The following is a 22697-nucleotide window of genomic DNA, read 5'->3' on the forward strand; positions in this document are numbered from 1 at the left end:
GGCTCGTCGTGCGCGGCTACCGCCGGGCCGGCGGTGCCGGGCCGGCGACCACCGGGAGCGGTGCCTGGCTGGCAGTCGACGCCGGTCTGCCGGACGGCGTCGTCGACGAGCTACGCGCGGCGGGGGCCCGGGTGGTCGCCGCTGACCTCGATCCGACCACCGGCGCGCTCCGCACGTCGCTGCCGCCGCAGGAGCGGATCAGCGGGGTGCTGCTGGCGGCTCCACAGGGCGACCCGGCACCCACGCTCGCGGCCCTGGGTGACGCGCTCAGCAGGCGCGGCGACGCGTACGCCCGGGTGGTCGTCGTCACCGACGGCGCGCTCGACGTGACCGGCACCGAGACGCTGGTGCCGCCGCGCGGTGTGCTCGCCGGTTGGGCGACCGGCGGCGCGTCCGGCACCCGGACACTGCTCGACGTGCTCCCGGCCACGACGCCGGTGGCCGCCCGTCGCCTCGCCGCCTCGGTCGCCCGGGAGGTCAGGTGCGCGCACCCCGAGCCGGTGGTGGCCCTGCGGGGCGGGCACCGCTTCCTGCCGCACGTCACCGCGGCTCCGGCTGCCGCCCCCGAGCGGCACACCGGCGCCCGATACCAGCTCGCTGGCGACACTGTGGTCGGTGCCGCGTTCCGGCGGGCCCTCACCACCGCCGGTGCGAGCGTCGACGACCAGCTGGGTGCCGGTCAGCCCGGTCCGGTGACAGTGCTGGTGCCGGTGGACGCCCGCACGTCCGCCGACGATGCCCTGGCCACGCTGGCGGCGGTGGGCGTCGGCGCGCGGGAGCCGGTCACCACCGTCGAGGTGCACCTGCTCGGCGGTACGCCGGACAACCCGCTCGCCGGCCACCTCGTCGCGCAGGCGGCGGCGCTCGGCCGGGAGTCCGACGCGGAGTGGGTGACCTACGGGTGGCCGGTGGCGGACCTGTCGGCCGTCGAACGGACAGCCGCCCGGGTGGTGGGCGCGGCGACCTCCACCGGGTACGTGGTGGTCACCGTGCTCGACGAGACCGAAGGCGGCGCGGTGGAGGACCCCGCCGAGGTCCACGCGGTCGAGGACCCCACCGAGCGCGAGGTGGCGGCGATCTTCGCCGACCTGCTCGGCGAACGGGACGTCGCGCCCACCGTCGGCTTCTTCGAGCTGGGTGGGCACTCCCTGCTCGCCGCTCAGCTCGTCGCCCAGGTGGGCCGTGTGTGCGGGGCGGACGTCCCGCTGCGCGCCTTCGTCGCCGACCCGACGGTCCGTGGCCTCGCCGCCGCGGTACGCGCGGCCCGCGCCGAGGTCGGTGTCAGCGGCCCCGAGTCGTTGCCGGCCGTCGTGCCGGACCCGGCGTCGGCGCACCTGCCGTTCCCGCTGACCGATGTGCAGCAGGCGTACTGGATCGGCCGCACCGGCGTGTTCGAGCTGGGCAACGTCGGCATGCACGGCTACGAGGAGTTCGACGTCCCCGAGCTGGACGTGTCGCGGTTGCAGCGGGCGCTGCGCCGGCTGATCCGGCGGCACGGGTCGCTGCGTACCGTCGTGCTGCCGCACGGCGAGCAGCAGGTCCTCGACGAGGTACCGGACTACGTCGTCGTCACCGAGGACATGCGGGGTCGCCCGACCGCCGAGGTGGACGCGAGCTTCGAGCGGACCCGCGCCGCCATGTCGCACCAGGTGTTCGTGCCGGACCAGTGGCCGCTGTTCGAACTGCGCGCCACACTGCTCGACGAAGGTCGGGGGCGGGTGCACTACAGCATCGACGGCCTGATCACCGACGCCTGGGCGTCGAGCATCGTGATGCGGGAGTTGACACTGCTCTACCACGAGCCGGACGCGACCCTGCCCGAGCTGGAGTTGAGCTTCCGCGACTACGTGCTCGCCGCGCGGGCTGCGGAGTCGACCGAGCGGTACCAGCGCGCCGCCGCGTACTGGCAGGAGCGGGTGCCGACACTGGCCCTCGCCCCGGAGTTGCCGCTGGCGGCCGACCCGCACACCATCGCCGCGCCCCGCTTCGCCCGGCTCACCGGGCAGGTGCCGGCGGACGAGTGGGACACCGTCAAGGCCGCCGCGTCCCGGCGTGGCCTCACTCCGACCGCGCTGCTGCTGGCCGCGTACGGCGAGGTGGTCGCCACCTGGTCGAAGAACCAGCGGTTCAGTCTCAACCTGCCGATGGCGCACCGGTTGCCGCTGCACCCGCAGGTCGACGCGATCCTGGGTGACTTCACCTCGGTGACGCTGTTGGAGATCGACGCGGGCGGTGCGGCGTCGTTCGAGACCCGCGCCCGGACGATCCGGGACCAACTCCTCGCCGACCTCGACCACGGACTGTTCAGCGGTGTGCGGGTCGCGCGGGAGTTGAAGCGGGTACGCGGAGACGCCGCCGCCGTCATGCCCGTCGTGTTCACCAGCCTGTTCCAGGGCATCGGCGGGCACCCGCAGATCGGCGAGGTGGTCTACTCCATCTCGCAGACCCCGCAGATCTGGATCGACACCCAGGTGTACGAGATGGACGGTGCCCTGGTGCTGGACATCGACGCCGTCGAGGGTCTCTTCCCCGAGGGCATGGTCGCTGCCATGCACGCGGCGACGCTGTCGGTGCTGCACTGGCTCGCCGCCGACGAGGCGCACTGGGCCGACCCGGTGCCGTCGCTGGTGCCCCGCGCGGAGCTGGCCGCCCAGGCGGCGTACAACCGCACCGAGGCGCCGTTGCCGGTGGGCCTGCTGCACGAGCCGTTCTTCGCCACCGCCGCCCGGGTGCCCGAGCGCCCGGCCGTGATCACGCCGACCCGGACGCTCACCTACGGCGAGCTGGCGGACCGCGCCCGCACGATCGCCGCCCACCTCGTCGGTCTGCGGGTACGCCCCGACGACCTCGTCGCGGTCGTGATGGACAAGGGCTGGGAGCAGTGCGCCGCCATCCTCGGTGTGCTCGCCGCCGGGGCCGCGTACCTGCCGATCGACCCGGACCTGCCGGACGAGCGGGTGCGTTTCCTGCTGACGCACGGCCGGGTGCGTGTGGTGCTGACCCAGGGGCGCCTGGCCGGCCCCGGGGCGCACCGGTTCGGCGACGTCGAGGTGTTGCGGGTGGACGAGCTGCGGGTCCTCCCGGCGGGTGCGTTGCCAGCGATCGACACCACGCCCCACAACCTCGCGTACGTCATCTTCACCTCCGGGTCCACCGGCCTGCCCAAGGGCGTGATGATCGAACACGAGGGTGCGTTGAACACCGTCGTCGACATCAACGAGCGCTTCCGGGTGGGCGAGGACGACCGGGTCCTGGCGCTGTCGTCGCTGAGCTTCGACCTGTCCGTGTACGACGTCTTCGGTCCGCTCGCCGTCGGCGGCGCGGTGGTGCTCCCGGAGGCGGCGGCACACCGCGATCCGGCCGCCTGGCTCGACCTGCTCACCAAGGCCAACGTGACGATCTGGAACTCGGTGCCGGCCCTCATGGAGCTGTTCGTCGAGCACCTCACGGTCCGAGAGGCCACCGGCGGCCTGCGCCTGGTCATGCTCAGCGGTGACTGGATCCCGGTCGCCCTGCCGGACCGGATCCGGCGGACGCTCGACGGGCCCGAGGTGGTCAGCCTCGGTGGCGCGACGGAGGCGTCGATCTGGTCCATCCTCCACCCGATCGGGGCGGTCCCGGCGGAGTGGACGAGCATCCCGTACGGGCGGCCCATGGTGAACCAGACCTTCCACGTCCTCGACGACGCGTTGCGCCCCCGACCCACCGGGGTTCCCGGGCACCTGCACATCGGTGGTGTCGGCCTGGCCCGCGGCTACCTGCACGACGAGGCGCGGACGGCGGCGAGCTTCGTCGTGGACCCGGCCACCGGAAGCCGTCTGTACCGCACCGGTGACCTCGGCCGGTTCCTGCCGAGCGGTGAGATCGAGTTCCTGGGCCGGGAGGACTTCCAGGTCAAGGTGCAGGGTTACCGCATCGAGCTGGGCGAGATCGAGACCGCCCTCGCCCAGCACCCCGAGGTGCGCGGCGCGGTGGTGGTGGCGCAGGGCGAGCCGCGTGGCGCGAAGCGTCTCGTCGCCTTCGTCGTCCCCCGGGTCGCCGGTGCCGTGCCGACGGACGTGCGCGAGTTCCTCGCGGGCAAGCTGCCGGGGTACATGGTGCCGGCGGCGTTCCACGAGATCGACGAGCTGCCGCTCACCGCCAACGGAAAGGTCGACAGGCGACCACTGGTGGAGTTGGCCGACACGGTCGAGGCGGACGACGTGCCGTACGTGGCACCCCGCTCCACCCTGGAGGAGACCATCGCCGAGGTCTGGGCCGGAATCCTGCGGGTCGACCGGATCGGCGTGCACGACAACTTCTTCGCCCTCGGCGGTGACTCGTTGCTGGCGATGCGGGCCGTGGTGCACCTGCGCAAGGCGTTCGACGTGCAGGTGCCGATCCGGGTGCTGTTCGACAGTCCCACCCTGGAGGCCGCCGCGTTCGCCATCGAGGACCACCTGCTCAGTGAGCTGGAGGAGATGTCCGACGAGGAGGCCAGTGCCCTGCTTGCCGACGAGCCGACGTACTAGGAGAGCCGTTCCGTGAACCGCCTCACCACCCACGCGCCCGCCCGCGCCCAGGGCTGGCTGGCCGCCGGGCCGCGCCGCCGCGTCACCCCCGCCGTCCGACTGATCTGCCTGCCGTACGCCGGTGGTGGGTCCTCGGCGTACCACGGGTGGCAGGAGCTGCTCGGCGACGATGTCGAGGTCTGCCCGGTCGAGCTGCCCGGACGGCAGTCCCGCTGGCGTGAGCCGGCGTACACCGGGGTGCGGCAGCTGGTGGAGGCCCTCGCCCCGGCGCTGGCCCCCGAGCTGGGGGTGCCCTACGCCCTGTTCGGGCACAGTATGGGGGCGTTGGTCTCCTTCGAGCTGGCCCGCGAACTGCGTCGCCGCGCGGTGCCGCCGCCCCGGGTCCTCTTCGCCGCCGGTGCCCTCGCGCCGGGGCTGCGGCGTACCTCGCCGAACATTCACGACCAACCGGACGCGGTGGTCGTCGAACGGCTGCGTGAGCTGGGCGGTCTGGACGAGGAGATCCTGGCCGAACCCGAACTGCTCGACCTGCTCCTACCCGCCATCCGCGCCGACTTCGCGGTCTGCGAGACCTACGAGTACCGGCCGGAGCCGCCGCTGAGCTGCCCGATCGTCGCCTTCGCAGGTGACCGGGACCGGGAGGTGCCGCCGGATCGGGTCGCGCCGTGGCGGGAGCACACGTCGGCCGGGTCCACCCTGCACGTGCTGCCGGGCGGACACTTCTTTCCAATGACGGCCCGGGACGCCCTGCTGGGAACCGTCCGGGCCACCCTCGTGGCGGGGAGTTAGACGGAGGGCGGGCCGGTCACCCGGCCCGCCCCGACCCGGCATGGTCCGGCAGGCGAGTCGCGCGGCGGACGGGGTGGGGTGACTCCCCACACACCGGGAACGTCACACACCGCCGGGGTGTTGCCGACCGAGAGAATCACCCTCGGATCATCGCGCCACCCGGCCACCCCCGCCACGACCCCTGCCTCGTCACATCCACGCTGCCCACCGCCGGGCACCCCACACTGGGACGCCGCGTCCGCGCGGCTCCGGTGACGCCCGCGCCGCCGCTCGTGACGACGCACCAGCTTCCGCAGAGAGATCGAGATGATGAAGCAGTTGGTGGACAAGACCGGACCCGAATCAGCCGTCGCGCAAGAGGTGCTGCCCGGCGACCTGATGACCAACCGTCAGCGGGCGCAGCTCGTCCTGGTGCTGGGCGCCCTGATCGCGATCGGGCCGCTGACCATCGACATGTACCTGCCCGCGCTACCCGCCATCACGGCGGGCCTGCAGACCACCGAGACCGCTGTGCAATTGACGCTGACCGGCACGCTTGTCGGTCTCGCGTTGGGCCAGTTGCTGATCGGGCCGCTCTCCGATGTGGTCGGGCGACGGGTGCCGCTGCTAGCCGGTCTGGCCGTGCACATCGTGGCATCCGTGCTGTGCGTCTTCGCACCCAACATCGAGGTCCTCGGCGGGCTGCGCGTACTCCAGGGGCTCGGCGTCGCCGCCGCCACCGTGGTCGCGACGGCAGTGGTCCGCGACCTGTTCAGCGGTGCCTCGTTCGCCCGGATCTTCTCCCGGCTGATGCTCGTCATGGGCCTGGCGCCCATCCTCGCGCCGACGCTCGGCAGCGGCCTGCTGAGCTGGACCGACTGGCGGGGCGTCTTCGCGGCGCTGGCGGTGCTGGGCGCGCTGCTGATCGTCGTGGCCGCGTTCCGGCTCCCGGAGACCCTTCCGGTGGCGCGTCGGCGGCACGGCGGGGTGAGCGCCACCCTCCGCGACTATCGGGGGTTGCTCAACGACCGGGCGTTCGTCGGCCTGGTGCTGGTCGCCGGGCTGGCGATGGCCGCCCTGTTCGCGTACGTCTCGGGTTCGTCGTTCGTGCTCCAGCAGGAGTACGGCCTCGACGAGCAGCAGTTCGGCATCGCCTTCGGGGCCGGCGCGGTGGGCCTGATCGGGGCCACCCAGTTCAACGTGCGGCTGCTGCGCCGCTACACCCCGCAGCAGATCCTGGTGAGCGCCCTGATCGCCGGAACGGCAGCCGGACTGCTGCTGGTCATGTTCGCGGCGACCGGCATCGGTGGCCTGGGCACCCTGCTCGCGTCACTGTGGCTGGTCCTGGCCGCCGCCGGTCTCGCCCTGCCCAACGCGCCGGCACTGGCCATGAGCCGGCACAGCGAGGCCGCCGGCACCGCCGCAGCGCTGCTCGGCGCGGTGCAGTTCGGCATCGGTGCGTTGTCGGCGCCACTGGCCGGTCTGTTCGGCACCGGGAGCGTACCGATGGCGATAGTCATCGCGGGCGGTATGGCCGCCGCGCTGATCGTCATGCTCCTCGTCGTGCCCCGCGCCGGCCTCGGCACAGTCGACAGGGACCTGGCGATCGCGCTGCACTAGCCCGCAAGAGACGGAGGGCGGGCCGGTCACCCGGCCCGCCCCGGCGATCAGCGGATCTCGGTGGTGTCCTCGGGTCGCGGTTGGCCGCGCGGTGGGGCGGACCAGGGTGATTCGCCACCCACCCGGCGGGGCAGCGGATCGGTCGATGTCGAGTCGGCCGGGTAACCCAGAGTGAGGGGCGCGGTGTCGCGCTCCGTGGGCGCGGGAGGCGTCCAGTCGGTCAACGTGAAGTTGTCGTCGCGGGGGCCTCCGTCCGACCCCGGGGTGGGTGCCGCGGTCGGTTCGGTCGCCGGGCTCGGCCACTGCCGCCACCGCTGTTGACTGAAGGTCGCCATCAGCAGCAGTAGGCCGAGCAGGAAGAGCGTGCCGTTCTCCACGGGCAGTCGCAGCGGCAGAGGATCGCCGAACACCTTCCACTCGTGCGGGATCGCGTCCCGCACCGAGAAGGGCGCCACGAACATCCCGATGTACGGGGTGACCAGCAGCGCACCGGCCACCAACGGGCCCAGCGGCGAGAAGCGCAGCGTGCCGAGCAGGCCCAGCAGGACACCGCCGACACCGAGGTACACGGCCGGCTCGATCAGGTTGGCGGTGTTGAACGTGCCGATCTCCACCCAGCGGTCGACCGTCCGGCTCGACCCGTCCTGCCCCAGTGTGACCAGCACCCAGGTGATGGGCGCCACCACCAGCCCGGCGAGGAAGCTCCAGAGATGTCGCATCCGCGCACCGTACCGTTTTCGACATGACTGAGCACCTCTCCGCCCCTCCAACCGGCAAGCCGACGTCGTACTCGCGCGTCACTCTCAGCAAGATCATGACCGCGGTGGACGTCAACCTGTACGGCACCGTGCACGGCGGGGTCCTGATGAAGTTCGTCGACGACGTGGCCGGGGCGGCTGCCGCCCGACACAGCGGAGGGACCGCGGTGACCGCGGCGATCGACGAGATCGTCTTCTCCGAGGCGGTCCGGGTCGGCGACCTGGTGCACGCGCACGCCCAGGTGAACTGGACCGGCCAGACCTCGATGGAGGTGGGCGTGCGGGTGGTCGCCGAACGGTGGGACTCGGCCGAGGACGCGCCGGTCCGGGTCGCCACCGCGTACCTGGTGTTCGTCGGCGTGGACGTGGGTGGGGCGCCGCGGGCGGTCCGCCCGGTGCTGCCCGAGACGGCGGAGGACGAGCGCCGGTACAAGGAGGCGGAGATCCGCCGAGCGCACCGGCTGGCCCGCCGCCGCGCCATCCAGGCCCACCGCGCCGGCTGACCCACATGAGGTGGCGGGTTGCAGTGTGGGACGGGCACGCGTCGGTCGGCCTACCCGGTGCGCAGAATGGCGCTTCGAGGTAGGGCAAGATGGCGCCACGGCCCAGTCACAGTGTCGTGTCGGGCCAGGGGGAGGGTGGAGCAGTGGGTGACATGCTGTGGACGCCGCCGGCGGACGTACGCGAGCGGTCCCGGATCGGTGCCTACCTGCGCTGGCTGCGGGAGCACCGCGGGTTGGACTTCGCCGACTACGACGCGCTGTGGCGCTGGTCCACCACCGACCTGGACGGGTTCTGGCGCTCGATCTGGGACCACTTCGAGGTGATCGCGCACACACCGCCGAGCGCCACCCTCGCCGAGCGGGGGATGCCCGGTGCCCGTTGGTTCCCCGACGCCACGCTCAACTACGCGGAGAACGTGCTGCGGATGCCGGGGCGGGCCGACGACGACCCGGTGGTGATCGCGCACGGGCAGACCCGCCCGCCGGTCACGCTCACCGCTGGGGAGTTGCGCGAGCAGGTCCGCCGGGTGTCGGCCGGGCTGCGCCGGCTCGGCGTCACCGCCGGTGACCGGGTGGCGGCGTACGCGCCGAACATCGCCGAGACGTACGTCCTGCTGCTGGCCACCGCCAGCCTGGGCGCGATCTTCTCGTCCTGCGCGCCCGAGTTCGGCACCCGCAGCGTCACCGACCGTTGGCAGCAGATCGAACCGACGGTGCTGGTTGCCGTGGACGGCTACCGGTACGGCGACAAGCCGGTGGACCGGCGTGCCGAGGTCACCGCGATCCGGGCCGCCCTGCCGTCGCTGCGCCACACCGTCAGCATCGGCTACCTCGACCCGACGGGCCCCGCACCCGAGGGCGCGCTGGGCTGGGCCGAGCTGGCCGCACCCACCGACGAGCCGTTGACGTTCACGCCGGTGCCGTTCGACCACCCGCTCTACGTGCTGTACTCCTCGGGCACCACCGGCCTGCCGAAGCCGATCGTGCACGGCCACGGCGGCATCCTGCTGGAGCACCTGAAGATGCTCGCCCTGCACCACGATCTGGGCCCGGCCGACCGGTTCTTCTGGTTCACCACCACCGGCTGGATGATGTGGAACTTCCTGGTCTCCGGCCCGGCGGTGGGGGCGACCATCGTGCTCTTCGACGGCAACCCGGGGGTGCGGGCGGAACCCGGCCGGCCGGCCGAGCCTGACCTGGGCGCGCTGTGGCGGCTGGCGGCGGAGACCGGGACGACGTACTTCGGCACCTCCGCGCCGTACCTGCTGGCCTGCCGTAAGGCCGGGTTGGTCCCCCGGGAGGTCGCCGACCTGTCGGTGCTGCGCGGCGTGGGTTCCACCGGTGCGCCGCTGCCCGCCGAGGGCTTCCGCTGGGTGTACGAGACCGTCAGCGACGACGTCCAACTCCAGTCGCTCTCCGGTGGCACCGACGTGTGCACCGGGTTCGTCGGCGGGGTGCCACTGCTGCCGGTGTACGCCGGTGAGATCGCCTGCCGGGCGTTGGGCGCCAAGGTGGAGGCCCGTTCCGCCGACGGCACACCGGTCATCGGCGAACTCGGCGAGCTGGTGATCACCGAACCGATGCCGAGCATGCCGGTGGGCTTCTGGAACGATCCGGACGGCACCCGTTACGCGGAGGCGTACTTCGACGTCTACCCGGGCGTCTGGCGACACGGTGACTGGATCACCATCAACGAGCGGGGTGGCTGCGTGATCACCGGCCGCTCCGACGCCACCCTCAACCGTGGTGGGGTGCGTCTCGGCACCGCCGAGTTCTACTCGGTAGTGGAAGGGCTCGACGAGGTCCTCGACTCGGTCGTCGTGCACCTGGAGGACGACGAGGGCGGTGCCGGTGAGCTGCTGCTCTTCGTGGTGCTGGCCGAGGGTCTGGAGCTGGACGACCCGATGCGCGCGAAGATCTGCCGTGAACTGCGCACGGCGCTCTCACCCCGGCACGTGCCCGACGAGATCCACCAGGTGCGTTCGGTGCCCCGCACCCTCTCGGCGAAGAAGCTGGAGGTGCCGGTCAAGAAGATCCTCACCGGCACCCCGGTCGACCAGGCCGCCGCGAAGGGTGCCCTCGCCAACCCCGAGTCCCTGACCGCCTTCGCGGCCCTCGCTCAGTCCCGCACGACGTCCTGACCCCTTCCCCCCGCGATCTTGCACTTTCTGTCCCGACTTAAGGGGCACACCACCCATTCCGGCAACCGAAACCGCAAGATCGGCGGGGCGAGGCGGGGCGGGGCAAGATCGGCGGGGCTGGGCGGGGCGGGCGGGTTACGGGAGGGGGTGGGTGACTTTTTCCGTGGTTACGCGGGCGGCCAGGCGGGCTGGGTCCGGGTTGGCACAGAGGACGACTGTGGCGGCCCGGGTCAGCGGGGCCAGCAGCCAGTCGACCGGGTCGGGGTGCCGGGCGGCGTCGATGAGGACCCGGGCGCCGGGGAGGATGCCCAACTCGGTGGCGCGGGCCTCGGCGCGGCTCAGCAGGTGCGCGTCGGTGGGGCCAGGGCCGGACTGCGGCGTGAAGTGGTCACCGTGTCCGCGTACCTCGACGACGTAGTCGGCGAATCCGGGCGGCACCTGCCGAAGCGGGGCGGCGAGCGGGGCCAACCCGAGGGCGTACCGCTCGTCGGCGGACCAGGACTGCGCCTCGTCGAACCTGTCGGCGGCGGCGAAGAGCACCCCCACCTCGCCCGGCGTGTCGACGACGCTCAGCTTGGCCGACCAGCAGCCCAGCAGCACCGCCGCGGTCTGCCAGTGTGGCGGCAGCACTACGCCGGCCGGGGTGCCCGGCGCGAGGCCGACCTCGTCGATGAGGAGGTTGGCGGTCTTCGCCACCCAGTTCGCCAACGTGACGCCGGAGAGTTCGGTGCGGTCGCCGGTGGCGTCGTCGTACCAGGTGAGCAGCGGTCGGGTCGGGTCGGACGCGATCGCGTCGGCGAACACCCGGGCAATGTTGTCGGCCATCGGCGCGAACGATACGCCCCTGCGGGCCGTACTCGATGACGATGACAAGTCGGCGTACCGTCGGGTCGCAGTCAGCGTCGGCCCCGCGCCCCGGCGTAGGCTTTACCCCCGGAGTGTTGTTCCCCACAGTCTCGCCAGTACAAGGAGTCGCCCCGTGACCGCCGGTCGCCCGCCCCGCGTGCTCATCGACGCCACGAGTGTCCCCACCGACCGTGGTGGTGTCGGTCGATACGTCGACGGTCTGCTCGGCGCCCTCGGCAAGGTGTGCGGGTCGGGGGTGGAGCTGGCGGTGGTCAGCCTCCGCACCGATCTTGAGCGGTACACCCGCATGCTGCCCGGCGCGGAGATCATCCCGGCCCCGGCCGCCGTGGCGCACCGCCCGGCCCGGCTCGCCTGGGAGCAGACCGGCCTGCCGCTGCTCGCCCAGCAGGTCGGCGCAGAGGTGCTTCACTCGCCCTTCTACACCTGCCCGCTGCGGGCCGGATGTCCGGTCACGGTCACCGTGCACGATGCGACGTTCTTCACCGAGCCGGAGCATTACGACAAGTCGCGCCGCACGTTCTTCCGCAGCGCCATCAAGACCTCGTTGCGCCGCGCCAACCGGGTGATCGTGCCCAGCAAGGCCACCCGCGACGAGCTGATCCGGTTGCTCGACGCCGACCCGACACGGATCGACGTGGCCTACCACGGCGTCGACCAGGCTGCCTTCCACGCTCCCACCGAGGAGGAGAAGGCTCGGGTGCGAGCGCGTCTGGGGCTGGGCAACAGCAGCTACGTCGCCTTCCTCGGTGCCAAGGAGCCGCGAAAGAACGTGCCCAACCTGATCCGTGGGTGGGCGCGGGCGGTGGCCGACCGGGTCGACCCGCCCGCCCTGGTGATCGCCGGTGGGCAGGGGCACGACGAGGACATCGACCGGGCGGTGGCCGAGGTGCCGTCGCACCTGCGTCTGCTGCGCCCCGGCTACCTTCGCTACGGCGACCTGCCAGGTTTCCTCGGCGGTGCCCTGGTCGCCGCGTACCCGTCCTACGGCGAGGGGTTCGGGCTGCCGATCCTGGAGGCGATGGCGTGCGCCGCCCCGGTGCTGACCACGCCCCGGCTCTCGCTGCCCGAGGTGGGTGGCGACGCGGTCGCGTACACCTCGGAGGACCCGGAGCAGATCAGCATCGACCTGGCCGCCCTGCTCGACGACGAGCAGCGACGGTTGTCGCTGGCGAAGGCGGGGTTCGACAGGGCCAAGGAGTTCACCTGGGAGTCCAGCGCCGAGGTGCACATCTCCGCGTGGAGTCGCGCCCGCTCCTGACCCTCCGCACCACTGCGGGTGACCCGTGCCACTTTGGGCAGGTACGTCGGGCATGATGTGCGGATGCTTTATGCGGTCATTCCGGCAGGTGGCAGTGGCACGAGGTTGTGGCCGCTGTCCCGCGCCGGCCATCCCAAGTTCCTCCACCCGCTGACCGGCACCAGCGCCTCGTTGCTCCAGGCGACGGTCGAACGGCTCGCGCCGCTGACCACACCGGATCGGATCCTCGTGGTCACCGGCGCCGCGCACGTCACGGCGGTGGCACGGCAGTTGGCCGTGCTGCCGGAGGAGAACATCCTGGTCGAGCCCTCCCCCCGGGATTCCTGCGCGGCGATCGCGTTGGCCGCCGCGGTCATCGCGACACGTGACCCGAACGCGGTGATGGGCAGCTTCGCGGCCGACCACCTGATCCGCGACCCGGACAGCTGGGTCTGCACCGTCCAGGAGGCGGTCCACGGGGCCCAGCAGGGCATGCTGATGACCGTCGGGATCACTCCGACCCGTGCGGAGACCGGCTACGGCTACCTGGAGACCGGCGATCCGACCGAGGGTGTGCCGTGGCGGCCGGTGACCGAGTTCAAGGAGAAGCCGGCCGCCGAGGTGGCCGAGGCGTACGTCCGTTCGGGCCGGCACCTGTGGAACGCGAGCATGTTCGTGTGGCGGGTGGACGTCTTCCTCGCCGAGCTGGCCCGCCAGCAGCCGGCGCTGCACGCCGGCGTCGCCGCGATCGCCGCCGCCTGGGGCACCCCGGAGCAGGACGACGTCCTGGGCGCGATCTGGCCGACCCTGCCGAAGATCTCCGTCGACTACGCGGTGATGGAGGGTGCGGCAACGGCGGGTCGGGTGGCGACGGTGCCGGGCGACTTCGGTTGGAACGACGTCGGTGACTTCCACACCCTCGGCGACGTGCTGTCGGCCGACGACGCGGGCAACGTGGTGCTCGGCTCGGAGGCCAAGCCGGGCGTGCTGCTGCGGGACAGCAGCAACCTCGTGGTCGTCCCGCAGTCGGGTCGGTTGGTGGCCGTGCTCGGTCTGCGCGACCTGATCGTGGTGGACACCCCGGACGCGGTGCTGGTCTGCCCGCGCGACCGGGCGCAGGACGTCAAGGGCCTCGTCGACGAGCTCAAGGGGCGAGGCGAAGAGGGCTACGTCTGACAGCGGCGAGGGCCGGTGCGACCAGTTGTGCGGTCCCGCCGGCCAGTGGCTCGGGCAGCTGGTCCGGTGGGAACCAGCCCAGCTCCTCGGCCTCGTCGCTGACCTGCTCCACGGCCGAGGGCGGGGCGATCACCGCGAACCGGACGTCGTAGTGCGCCGAGCCGCCCTGACACTGCACCTGGTGCACATCCACGTCGATCGGCACCGGGTCGATGCGCAGGCCGGCGATCCCGGACTCCTCGGTGGCCTCGCGGAGCGCCGCGCCGACCAGGGTCTGGTCGGTCGGCTCGCAGTGCCCGCCGAGCTGCACCCAACGCCCGAACTTGACGTGCAGGCAGAGCAGCACCCGGGAGCCGGTGGCGTCCAGCACCAACGCGCTGGCGGTGACGTGCCCCGGGCGGTGCTGCCGGCTCATCGCGATCGGGCCGGCGGCGAGCAACGCCAGCGTCCGGTCCCGCGCGCTGGCCGCGTCCGGACTGGTGGGCTGCCAGCCCTCTAGCAACGCGCTGGCGTCGGCGTGCAGCGCCTGGTACGTCTCAGGGTCGGTCGGCTGGGCGGTCGGGCCGGTCATCACGGTGTCGGGCACCCCGCCACTGTACGAGCGTGTGCTCCGTACGCTGGCTCGGTGACCCTGCGACTCGTCGAATTCGTGGTGGCCGGTAACGAGGCCAGCGATCTGTTGCCGGTGCGGTCGGCGGCGCTGCTGCGCGCGTACGGTGCCCGGCGGGGCTTCTGGACGGTGCTGGACGAGGGGCCGGTGGAGCGCTGCCTGGCGCTGCTGCTGGAGCGCGACGACGGGGAGTGGACGGCCCTGCACGTGCCGGCGGATGCCGGTGTGGAGAACGGGCGGACCGAGGACGGTGAGGCGCTCGCCCACCACGACGGCTGGGTGTACGTGTTCGGCTCCCACTTCGGCTCGAAGGCAGGCCCGCTGCGACCTCGGCGCGCCTTCGTGGCCCGGTTCCGGGAGGACGACGCGGCGGCCGGGCCGGTGCCGGTGCACGTGGTACGCAACTCGTTTCGCCTGCACCGGGCGGTGAACGACGCTCTCGCCGCGGCGCCGCTGACCCTCCTGCCGGCGGGGGAGCGGGTGCGGGAGCGGTTCATCGTGGAGACGCTGGCTCGGGGGACCGTCCGGGAGAAGAGCTGGGTGAGCCGGTTGGCCCCGGACGACCTGCCGTTGAACGTGGAGGCTGCGGCGTTCACTCCGGCCGGGACGGTGCTGCTCGGGCTGCGTTTTCCGGTCACCGACGCCGGTGAGCCGATCCTGGTCGAGGTGGCCGGTGTGCCCGGCATGTTCACGGCCGAGCGGGCCTGGCCGCGGGCGTTGGGCGCGTACGTGCTGACCGGCGTCACCGCGCCGGGGCAGCTGACCGGCTTCCGCGCGATCACCCCGACGGCGGACGGCGGGTACGCGGCCGTGATCGGCTCGATCGACGCGCTGGGCAAGGGGTCGGTCCTGCTCGACGACCATCCGGGTGGGGGTGAGGTCACCTCCCGGCACGTCCGCTTCCGGCTCACCGGTGGCGAGGCGGGCGACGGGCGGCGGCTCGTCGGGGAGCAGGTGGCGGACCTGGCCCCGTTTCACCACGTCGAGGGCGTGGCGGAGCTGGACGGACGGTCGTTCTACGTCACGGACGAGGACCATCGGGTCGCGCTCTGGGTCGGCTGAGCCGGCGCCGGGGGCGGATGACCGGACGGCACCTCCGCGGAGCAAGGGCCGCAGACCCTCGTGGTGCCGTCCGATCACCGGGGCCTCCCCGGTCCCGGTGCCCCCGGCAGCACGGGCGTCAAGGACGCACGGCGCCGTGTTCGGGCATGGGAAGCATGCCTAACCGGCCCCGGAGCCGTCGAGGTTTTTCAGTCCAGGCTTAAAGATGGAGATTACTGCCGGCCAGGTAGAGTCGAACGGTCATCCGGCATCCCCCCTGTCGGCGACACAGGAGCGCTCCATGCTGAAGATCCACTTTTCTGGGGAGGACATTCTCCGGACCCGGGTGGCGCCGGCGGCGGACCCGGTCTGGGAGCTGGTCCTCAGCCTGCACGTGCTGCGCGGCCGCACCCGCGATCCGCTGACCGCCAACTGGCGGCGCAGCGTGGCCCGGGATCTGCGCCAGAACTCCGCCTCCGAGCAACTCCGCCTGCTCTTCGCGTTGAACCCGCCGCGTGGCTACTTCCCCGACTTCCTCACCCCGTACGCCAGCGTCGAGGGCTTCGAGGCCGGGCTGGACGCGCTCCGCCGGACCCCCGCCGAGTTGCTGCACCGGGACCTGAGCGTGCTGGCCGCCGAGAATCAGCTGCCCTCCTCCGCGGCAGCGCTCGCTCGCGGTGAGGTGTCGGCGCTCCACCACCTCGCGGAGTCGATGGAGCAGTACCGCTCGCTGGCAATCAGCCCGTACTGGGGCCGGATCCAGGCCGCGGTTGCGGCGGACCGCACGCGGCGGGCGCGGGCGCTGCTCGACGGCGGCGTCGAGGGCCTGCTCGCCAGCCTCCGGCCGGCGATGCGCTGGGAGAGCGGGGTGCTGGAGGTCCACAGCTACCCGCACAGCAGGGAGCTGCACCTGGACGGCCGTGGGCTGCTGCTGGTGCCGTCGTTCTTCTGCGCTGCGACCCCTGTCGCACTGCTCGACCCGGCGCTGCCACCGGTGCTGGTCTACCCGGTGGACCGGCTGGGAGCGCTGGTCTCCGCCGACGCCGACGCCGCGTCCGGTGCTGCCCGCGAATCACTCGCCGCGCTGCTGGGCCGCACCCGGGCGGCGGTGTTGCAGGCCAGCGACGAGGGCTGCACCACCGGGGAGGTCGCCCGCCAGCTCAACATCTCACCGGCGGCGGCGAGCCAGCACGCCACAGTCCTGCGCAACGCTGGTCTGCTGGTCAGCCACCGCGAACGCAACAGCGTGCTGCACACGTTGACCCCGCTGGGCCGGGCCATGCTGGACGCGTGACCCGGCCGTTCGCACAGGCCTTAGGGGCGGTTCTACAGGGCGAGCGCGGCGCTCGCCGGGCTACCCGGCGGCGGCGGCAACAGTGTCGACCCGACACCCTGGGCGGCCAGGGCGACGCGCAGCCGGTGCAGGTCGGCACCGAAACGGACCAGACCGAACGGCTCGACGGGCGTCGGGGCCGAGCCGAGCACCAGGTCGGCGCCGTCCGGCCACCCGGGCATCTCGGCGACCAGTCCGGCGCGTACCTCGGCCTCGTCGACCAGTGTGAAGACCGTGCCGGGGGCGACCACCCCGGCGACCGCGTCGATCGCCCGTCGCACCGCGGTCAGGTCCGCCGGTGTCGGGCCCGGGCCGTCGGTCAGGGTGGCGGCGTCGGAGAGCCCGGCGGCGCGGGCTTCGGCGGTACCGAGCGAGAACAGGTCCTGCGCCGCGTCGCGGATCAGCGCCCGCGCGCCACCGGCGTCGTCCGGGTTGCTGGCCGGCAGATAGCCCCGCACCACAGCGACGGGGACCTGATCGCACTTGCCCTTGATCAGTTCGCCGGCACCCGCCAGCTCGTCCACCACGGCCATCTGGGTCAACTGCAACTCGTTGCCGTACGGGTCGACCTCGCCCCGGTGGTCCCGGATCGCCGTCATGCCGGCCACCCCGAGCGCCACGTCGGTGAGCCCGTTGCGCCAGGGTCGTCCCATCGTGTCGCTGATGATCACGGCCAGATCCAGGTCGTAGCGCTCGCGAAGCGCGTCCCGAAGAGCCCGCGCCGAGGCGTCCGGGTCGACAGGCAGCAGCACCAGTTGGGTCTTGTCCACGTTCGACGCGTCGATCCCGGCCGAGGCCATGACGAAGCCGTGGTGGGTCTGCACGATCCGGGTCGCCCCCCGACTGGCCACCACCCGGGCGGTCTCACCGGCCAGGACGTCGTCCCGGGCGGCCAGCCGTTCCGGCCCGTCCGCCGGCACGTCGACGAGCCGCCCCTCCGCCTTGGAAACGATTTTGCTGGTCACCACCAGTACGTCGCCGTTGCGCAGCCACGGCGCGGCAGTCGCGATCACCGCAGCCAGATCGTCACCCTCGGTCACGTGACCGATGCCGAGCACCGGCAGAATCTCCAGCCTCACGTCAACTCCACCGCGGCGCGGACCATAGCCGCCGTCGCCGCCTCGTCGGTCATCCGCAGCGGCACCGCGCGGACCGTCACCTCGGGCACCACGGTGCCCGCGTCCTCCTCGGCCACCAGCCAACCGTCGAGCAGACCGCCGCTCGCCCGGCCGCCGTAGAGCCGACCCACCCCCGCCGCGCTGCACTCCGCGCCGAGCACGGCCAGGCAACGGTCGGCCATCCCCCGCACCGGCGCGCCGCCGATGATCGGGGAGACACCCACCACCGGTGCCGGGCCGTCCGCCACCGCCGCACGCAGCCCCGGTACGGCCAGCACCGGCGTGACGCTCACCACCGGGTTGCTCGGCGCGATCAGCACCAGGTCGGCCGAGGCGATCGCGTCCAGCACCCCGGGTGCCGGCTTCGCCGTCTCCGCGCCCACGAACACGAAGCGGTGCGTGAGGATGTCGGCGCGGTACCGCACCCACCACTCCTGAAAGTGGATCGCCCGCTGACCCTGGTCGTCCTCCACCACGGCATGGGTCTCCAGGCGGTCGTCCGTCGCCGGCAACAGGCGTACGCCCGGCTCCCAGCGGCTGGCCAGCGCCTCGGTGACCGCGCTCAACGGATAACCGCCGTTGAGCATGGTGCTGCGGACCAGGTGGGTGGCGATGTCCTTGTCGCCGAGGCCGAACCAGGTCGGCTCGGCCCCGTACGCGGCCAACTCCTGTTTGACCGTCCAGCTCTCGCCGACCCGACCCCAGCCCCGTTCCGGGTCGGCGCCCCCGCCGAGGGTGTACATGACGCTGTCCAGGTCAGGGCAGATTTTCAACCCGTGTAACCACAGGTCGTCGCCGACGTTGACAACGGCGGTCACCTCAGCGCCGACGTCACGGGCGTACGCCCGGACGCCAAGCAGGAACCGGGCGCCGCCGATGCCGCCGGCCAGAACCACGATGCGCATGTCGACCATCCTCGCGCACGTGACGCCTCCGATCGGTGGGTGGCCCGGGAGACTAGGCTCACGGTCACCTGTCCGTTGATGCCCCGAGGGGGAGCTCGTGACCAGCCCCGCCGAGCCCGCGTCCGCCGACGCGACGCAGGCCCGCCAGCTGACCAAGCCACTACGGGAGCTCGCCGCGCTCGCGCTGCTCGGCGCCAACGCCGTGTTCCTCTTCGTGGGCCTGCTCCGGCTCATCGCCCCGAACGACTACAGCTCCTTCACCGACCGCGCGGGTAGCGCCTTCTACGCGTTCGTCGGGGTGGAGGCGGTGGGCCTCCCGCTGCTGGCGGTGCTGCTGGCCACGCACATCTCGCCGGTGTTGGCGAAGGCGAAGCTGATCACGCAGGCAGCTCTCGTCGAGTACGCGGTAAGCGCACTGTTCGGCACGCTGACCATGCTGATCTGGACGGTGGGCCGGCTGGCCGAGGCCGAGGTGCTCGACGCGCTGCTCGGTGTGCTCACCCGGTTCGCCTGGATGGTGATCTTCGCGATCGCCGCCTGGGTGGTCTACACCATCTGGCGTGCCCACTACTACGTGCCGCGAGCCAAGCCGCAGCCAGGCGTCTACGGCCAGCCCCAGCCGGGCTGGCCGCAGCAGCAGGGCGGTTGGCCGACCCCGGGCCAGCCCGGCAGCCAGCCGCAGGGTGGCTGGCCCGCTCCCGGCCAGCCCGGCGGCGGCTACCCGCAGGCTGGCCAGCCGGGTGGTGGTTACCCGCAAGCTGGTCAGCCGGGTGGCTACCCGCAGGCCGGCCAGTACGGCCAGCAGTCGCCACCGTTCCAGGCCCCGCAGTCGGCCCCGCCGTTCCCGCAGTCGGCCCCGCCGCACCCGCAGTCCGCGCCGCCGTTCCCGCAGTCCGCGCCGCCGCACCCCCAGTCGGCCCCGCCGTTCCCGGCGCCGCAGTCCGCGCCCCAGGCGAACCCCGCCCCTCAGTCAGCGCCGCCGTCCCCGGCCGTGCCGCCGTTCGGGCAGCCGCCGTCGGCCGACCCCACTCAGGCGATCCCGCGCCAGTCCGCCGACCCCACCGAGGTCATCTCCCACCCCACCGACCCGGACAACGACCGCACCCAACACATCAAGCCCAACGACCACCCCGACCAGCCCCGCTGACCCGCTGACCCGAAGACCGCGCCGATCTTGCACTTTCGGTAGTCGAAACGAGCGAGTTGTCCCCTAAGTCGGGACACAAACTGCAAGATCGCGAGGCTCCGGCACCACAACTCCGTCGATCATGGAGTTGTGGTGCCGGATTCGCGCTTTTACGAGACGCTTTGTCACCCACCACAACTCCTTGATCGACGGGGCGCACCGCGCGGGAGGCTGCGACCGGGCACGGCGCGGCGCGGGGCGAGGTGGGGACTGGTTGGGTGGCGTCGGGCTGCGCATAGGGTGAGTGGATGGTTGATCGCACCCACTCCGGCCCGAGCGATGCGAGCGTGCGGCGGGCCCTGGGCCGGGCCGCGAACGGGCGGGCGCTGGATCTCGACGAGGCGACCGCGCTGCTGTCCGCTCGTGGCGACGCGCTCGACGAGCTGCTCCGGCTCGCCGGGGGAGTCCGCGACGCCGGGCTGCGGGACGCCGGGCGGCCGGGTGTGGTCACGTACTCCAAGAAGGTTTTCATTCCGCTGACCCGGCTCTGCCGGGACCGCTGCCACTACTGCACCTTCGCGACGGTGCCGCACCGGTTGCCGGCGCCGTTCCTGGACCGCGACGAGGTCCTCGCGATCGCCCGGGCCGGTGCCGCGCAGGGTTGCAAGGAGGCGCTGTTCACCCTGGGTGACCGGCCGGAGGAACGGTGGCCGGCGGCGCGGACCTGGTTGGACGAACGCGGTTACGACTCGACCCTGGACTACCTGCGGGCCTGTGCGGTGGCGGTGTTGGAGGAGACCGGTCTGCTGCCGCACCTCAACCCCGGGGTGCTGTCCTGGTCGGAGCTGCAACGGCTCAAGCCGGTCGCGCCGAGCATGGGCATGATGCTGGAGACGACCGCGACGCGGCTGTGGTCCGAGCCGGGTGGCCCGCACTTCGGTTCACCGGACAAGGAGCCGGCGGTCCGGTTGCGGGTGCTCGAGGACGCGGGCCGGGTCGGGGTGCCGTTCACCACGGGCATCCTGATCGGCATCGGGGAGACCCCGGGGGAGCGGGTGGACGCGCTCTTCGCGATCCGCCGCGCCCACCGGGAGTACGGCCACCTCCAGGAGGTGATCGTGCAGAACTTCCGGGCCAAGCCGGACACGGCGATGCGCGGCATGCCGGACGCGGAGTTGCACGATCTGGCCGCCACGGTGGCGGTGGCCCGGCTGCTGCTCGGCCCGAAGGCCCGGATCCAGGCCCCGCCGAACCTCATCGCCGGCGAGTACGACCTGCTGCTGCGCGCCGGCATCGACGACTGGGGTGGCGTCTCCCCGCTCACCCCCGACCACGTCAACCCGGAGCGTCCCTGGCCGCAGATCGACGAGTTGGCCCGGCACACCGAGCTGGCGGGGTTCACGCTGCGGGAGCGGTTGACGATCTACCCGGAGTACGTGCGCGCGGGTGACCCGTGGCTCGATCCTCGGCTGCTGCCGCACGTGGGTGCCCTGGCCGATCCGTCGACGGGCATGGCGGTCGAGTCGGCGATGCCGCAGGGTCGACCGTGGCAGGAGCCGGAGGAGGTGTTCGGTGGGCGGGTCGACCTGCACGCCACCATCGACACCACCGGTCGCACCGACGACCGGCGCGGCGACTTCGACAGCGTCTACGGCGACTGGTCCGAGGTCGCTGGCAAGGTCACCCCGGAGGCGACCGCCCGCCGGGCGGGCGTACCCGTGGCGCCGGCCGGGAGTGGCGCGGACAGTGACCTGGCGGCCGGGTTGCGGCTCGCCGCCGACTACCCGGCGGCGCTGCTCGACCCCGCGCACACCGATGCCGCGCTGGCGCTGTTCGGCGCGGACGGGCCGGCGCTCGACGAGTTGTGTCGCCTCGCCGACGACGTGCGCCGTGCGGCGGTCGGCGACGACGTCACCTACGTGGTCAACCGCAACATCAACTTCAGCAACGTCTGCTACGTGGGCTGCCGCTTCTGTGCGTTCGCGCAGCGTGAGCGGGACGCCGACGCGTACCGGCTCTCCGTCGAGCAGGTCGCGGACCGGGCGGAGCAGGCGTGGGCGGCCGGTGCCAGCGAGGTGTGCCTCCAGGGCGGCATCGACCCGAAGATGCCGGTAACCGGGTACGCCGACATCGTGCGCGCGATCAAGGCCCGGGTGCCCGAGATGCATGTGCACGCATTCTCGCCCATGGAGATCGTCACCGCCGCCGCGAAGGCCGGGGTGCCGGTCCGTGAGTGGTTGCTCCAGCTGCGCGAGGCCGGGCTGGACACCATTCCGGGCACCGCCGCCGAGATCCTCGACGACGACGTGCGCTGGGTGCTGACCAAGGGCAAACTCCCGGCCGCCGCCTGGGTCGAGGTGGTCAGCACCGCCCACGAGCTGGGCATCCGGTCCAGCTCCACGATGATGTACGGCCACGTCGACCACCCCGGGCAGTGGCTGGCGCACTTCCGGGTGCTGGCCGGGGTGCAGGACCGCACGGGCGGGTTCACCGAGTTCGTGGCGCTGCCGTTCGTGCACACGAATGCTCCGATCTATCTGGCGGGTATCGCCCGCCCGGGGCCGACGTGGCGGGAGAACCGGGTGGTGCACGCCATGTCCCGGCTGCTGCTGCACGGCCGGATCGACAACATCCAGTGCTCCTGGGTGAAGCTCGGCGACGAGGGCACCGTCGCGATGCTCCAGGGCGGCTGCAACGACCTGGGCGGCACGCTGATGGAGGAGACCATCTCCCGGATGGCCGGCTCCGACAACGGTTCGGCGCGCACCGAGGAGCAGTTGCGGGCCATCGCGAAGGCCGCCGGTCGTCCGGCGCGCAAGCGGTCGACTGCGTACGGTCACGCCCGGCCCTGACGTCGAACCTTTCCCCGCCACCGGCCGTACCACGCGATGCCGGTGGCGGTCGCGGCGAGGACCCACCTGGACATCACGGTCAGCGAGGCCGGTGTGCCCGGCGGCGGGCCGGCCGACGACCCGGTCGCCGT

General features: G+C 72.5%; 16 protein-coding genes. 11 read left to right on the forward strand and 5 right to left on the reverse strand.

Annotation, left to right across the window (positions count from 1 at the left end; translation table 11 throughout):
• The 3 genes from AB0B48_RS20000 to AB0B48_RS20010 form a co-directional block, all read left to right on the forward strand.
• Positions 1-4511 (forward strand): amino acid adenylation domain-containing protein (locus tag AB0B48_RS20000; protein WP_357203599.1); only part of this gene is annotated, 4511 nt, incomplete at its 5' end.
• 12 nt (positions 4512-4523) lie between these two features.
• On the forward strand, positions 4524-5300 hold the full coding sequence (locus tag AB0B48_RS20005) for an alpha/beta fold hydrolase (protein WP_357203602.1): 777 nt from the start codon (positions 4524-4526) through the stop codon (positions 5298-5300).
• Positions 5301-5606: 306 nt separating this feature from the next.
• Positions 5607-6899: a multidrug effflux MFS transporter gene (locus tag AB0B48_RS20010; protein WP_357203605.1), complete on the forward strand. Its 1293-nt coding sequence runs from the start codon at positions 5607-5609 to the stop codon at positions 6897-6899.
• A gap of 47 nt (positions 6900-6946) precedes the next feature.
• Here AB0B48_RS20010 and AB0B48_RS20015 read toward each other — a convergent pair whose 3' ends face one another.
• Positions 6947-7618 carry a hypothetical protein gene (locus AB0B48_RS20015; protein ID WP_357203608.1) on the reverse strand — a complete coding sequence of 224 codons (672 nt, stop codon included), beginning with the start codon at positions 7616-7618 and terminating at the stop codon, positions 6947-6949.
• A 23-nt stretch (positions 7619-7641) separates the two neighbouring features.
• Here AB0B48_RS20015 and AB0B48_RS20020 point away from each other — a divergent pair, with 23 nt between their 5' ends.
• Together AB0B48_RS20020 and AB0B48_RS20025 are read left to right on the forward strand one after the other, a co-directional pair.
• Positions 7642-8160, forward strand: a complete 519-nt coding sequence (locus AB0B48_RS20020; protein ID WP_203125586.1) for a hotdog domain-containing protein — start codon at positions 7642-7644, stop codon at positions 8158-8160.
• Positions 8161-8303: 143 nt separating this feature from the next.
• Complete coding sequence (locus tag AB0B48_RS20025) at positions 8304-10301, forward strand: acetoacetate--CoA ligase (RefSeq protein WP_357203612.1); 1998 nt, start codon at positions 8304-8306, stop codon at positions 10299-10301.
• Between the two features lie 135 nt (positions 10302-10436).
• Here the strand turns inward: AB0B48_RS20025 and AB0B48_RS20030 are convergent, their stop codons facing one another.
• On the reverse strand, positions 10437-11126 hold the full coding sequence (locus tag AB0B48_RS20030) for a TIGR03089 family protein (RefSeq protein WP_357203615.1): 690 nt from the start codon (positions 11124-11126) through the stop codon (positions 10437-10439).
• 154 nt (positions 11127-11280) lie between these two features.
• On the opposite strand from AB0B48_RS20030, the gene AB0B48_RS20035 reads away from it, so the two are divergent.
• Together AB0B48_RS20035 and AB0B48_RS20040 are read left to right on the forward strand one after the other, a co-directional pair.
• Positions 11281-12426, forward strand: a complete 1146-nt coding sequence (locus AB0B48_RS20035) for a glycosyltransferase family 1 protein (RefSeq protein WP_355005605.1) — start codon at positions 11281-11283, stop codon at positions 12424-12426.
• A gap of 63 nt (positions 12427-12489) precedes the next feature.
• Positions 12490-13581 carry a sugar phosphate nucleotidyltransferase gene (locus tag AB0B48_RS20040; RefSeq protein ID WP_357203619.1) on the forward strand — a complete coding sequence of 364 codons (1092 nt, stop codon included), beginning with the start codon at positions 12490-12492 and terminating at the stop codon, positions 13579-13581.
• On the opposite strand, the gene AB0B48_RS20045 is transcribed toward AB0B48_RS20040, so the two are convergent.
• The gene (locus tag AB0B48_RS20045; protein WP_357203640.1) at positions 13550-14152 is read right to left on the reverse strand and encodes an NUDIX hydrolase; all 603 of its coding nucleotides are present in this window, start codon (positions 14150-14152) and stop codon (positions 13550-13552) included. The genes AB0B48_RS20040 and AB0B48_RS20045 overlap by 32 nt on opposite strands.
• A 54-nt stretch (positions 14153-14206) precedes the next feature.
• On the opposite strand from AB0B48_RS20045, the gene AB0B48_RS20050 reads away from it, so the two are divergent.
• Together AB0B48_RS20050 and AB0B48_RS20055 are read left to right on the forward strand one after the other, a co-directional pair.
• Positions 14207-15253 carry a hypothetical protein gene (locus AB0B48_RS20050; protein WP_357203622.1) on the forward strand — a complete coding sequence of 349 codons (1047 nt, stop codon included), beginning with the start codon at positions 14207-14209 and terminating at the stop codon, positions 15251-15253.
• A 280-nt stretch (positions 15254-15533) separates the two neighbouring features.
• Positions 15534-16526 (forward strand): winged helix-turn-helix domain-containing protein, encoded by a 993-nt coding sequence (locus tag AB0B48_RS20055; RefSeq protein ID WP_357203625.1) that lies wholly within the window; start codon positions 15534-15536, stop codon positions 16524-16526.
• 32 nt (positions 16527-16558) lie between these two features.
• Here the strand turns inward: AB0B48_RS20055 and AB0B48_RS20060 are convergent, their stop codons facing one another.
• Together AB0B48_RS20060 and cofD are read right to left on the reverse strand one after the other, a co-directional pair.
• A complete protein-coding gene (locus tag AB0B48_RS20060) occupies positions 16559-17644 on the reverse strand; it encodes a coenzyme F420-0:L-glutamate ligase (RefSeq protein WP_357203628.1) in 1086 nt (361 codons plus the stop codon).
• Positions 17641-18588 carry a 2-phospho-L-lactate transferase gene (gene cofD / locus AB0B48_RS20065; protein ID WP_357203631.1) on the reverse strand — a complete coding sequence of 316 codons (948 nt, stop codon included), beginning with the start codon at positions 18586-18588 and terminating at the stop codon, positions 17641-17643. The genes AB0B48_RS20060 and cofD overlap by 4 nt, the downstream gene beginning before the upstream one ends.
• 97 nt (positions 18589-18685) lie before the next feature.
• On the opposite strand from cofD, the gene AB0B48_RS20070 reads away from it, so the two are divergent.
• Both AB0B48_RS20070 and AB0B48_RS20075 read left to right on the forward strand, forming a co-directional pair.
• A complete protein-coding gene (locus tag AB0B48_RS20070; RefSeq protein WP_357203634.1) occupies positions 18686-19735 on the forward strand; it encodes a hypothetical protein in 1050 nt (349 codons plus the stop codon).
• A gap of 287 nt (positions 19736-20022) precedes the next feature.
• Entirely contained in the window at positions 20023-22566 is a 2544-nt protein-coding gene (locus tag AB0B48_RS20075) for a bifunctional FO biosynthesis protein CofGH (RefSeq protein WP_357203637.1), read from the forward strand.
• The last annotated feature ends 131 nt before the right edge of the window (positions 22567-22697 follow it).

Source organism: Micromonospora sp. NPDC049089 (assembly GCF_040648775.1).
Taxonomy (GTDB): domain Bacteria; phylum Actinomycetota; class Actinomycetes; order Mycobacteriales; family Micromonosporaceae; genus Micromonospora.

Excerpts from the sequence above, each read along its gene's own strand:
- AB0B48_RS20010 (WP_357203605.1), top strand. The coding sequence starts at position 5,607 with ATGATGAAGCAGTTGGTGGACAAGACCGGACCCGAATCAGCCGTCGCG.
- AB0B48_RS20015 (WP_357203608.1), bottom strand. The coding sequence starts at position 7,618 with ATGCGACATCTCTGGAGCTTCCTCGCCGGGCTGGTGGTGGCGCCCATC.
- AB0B48_RS20020 (WP_203125586.1), top strand. The coding sequence starts at position 7,642 with ATGACTGAGCACCTCTCCGCCCCTCCAACCGGCAAGCCGACGTCGTAC.
- AB0B48_RS20030 (WP_357203615.1), bottom strand. The coding sequence starts at position 11,126 with ATGGCCGACAACATTGCCCGGGTGTTCGCCGACGCGATCGCGTCCGAC.
- AB0B48_RS20040 (WP_357203619.1), top strand. The coding sequence starts at position 12,490 with ATGCTTTATGCGGTCATTCCGGCAGGTGGCAGTGGCACGAGGTTGTGG.
- AB0B48_RS20045 (WP_357203640.1), bottom strand. The coding sequence starts at position 14,152 with ATGACCGGCCCGACCGCCCAGCCGACCGACCCTGAGACGTACCAGGCG.
- AB0B48_RS20055 (WP_357203625.1), top strand. The coding sequence starts at position 15,534 with ATGCTGAAGATCCACTTTTCTGGGGAGGACATTCTCCGGACCCGGGTG.
- cofD (WP_357203631.1), bottom strand. The coding sequence starts at position 18,588 with ATGCGCATCGTGGTTCTGGCCGGCGGCATCGGCGGCGCCCGGTTCCTG.
- AB0B48_RS20075 (WP_357203637.1), top strand. The coding sequence starts at position 20,023 with ATGGTTGATCGCACCCACTCCGGCCCGAGCGATGCGAGCGTGCGGCGG.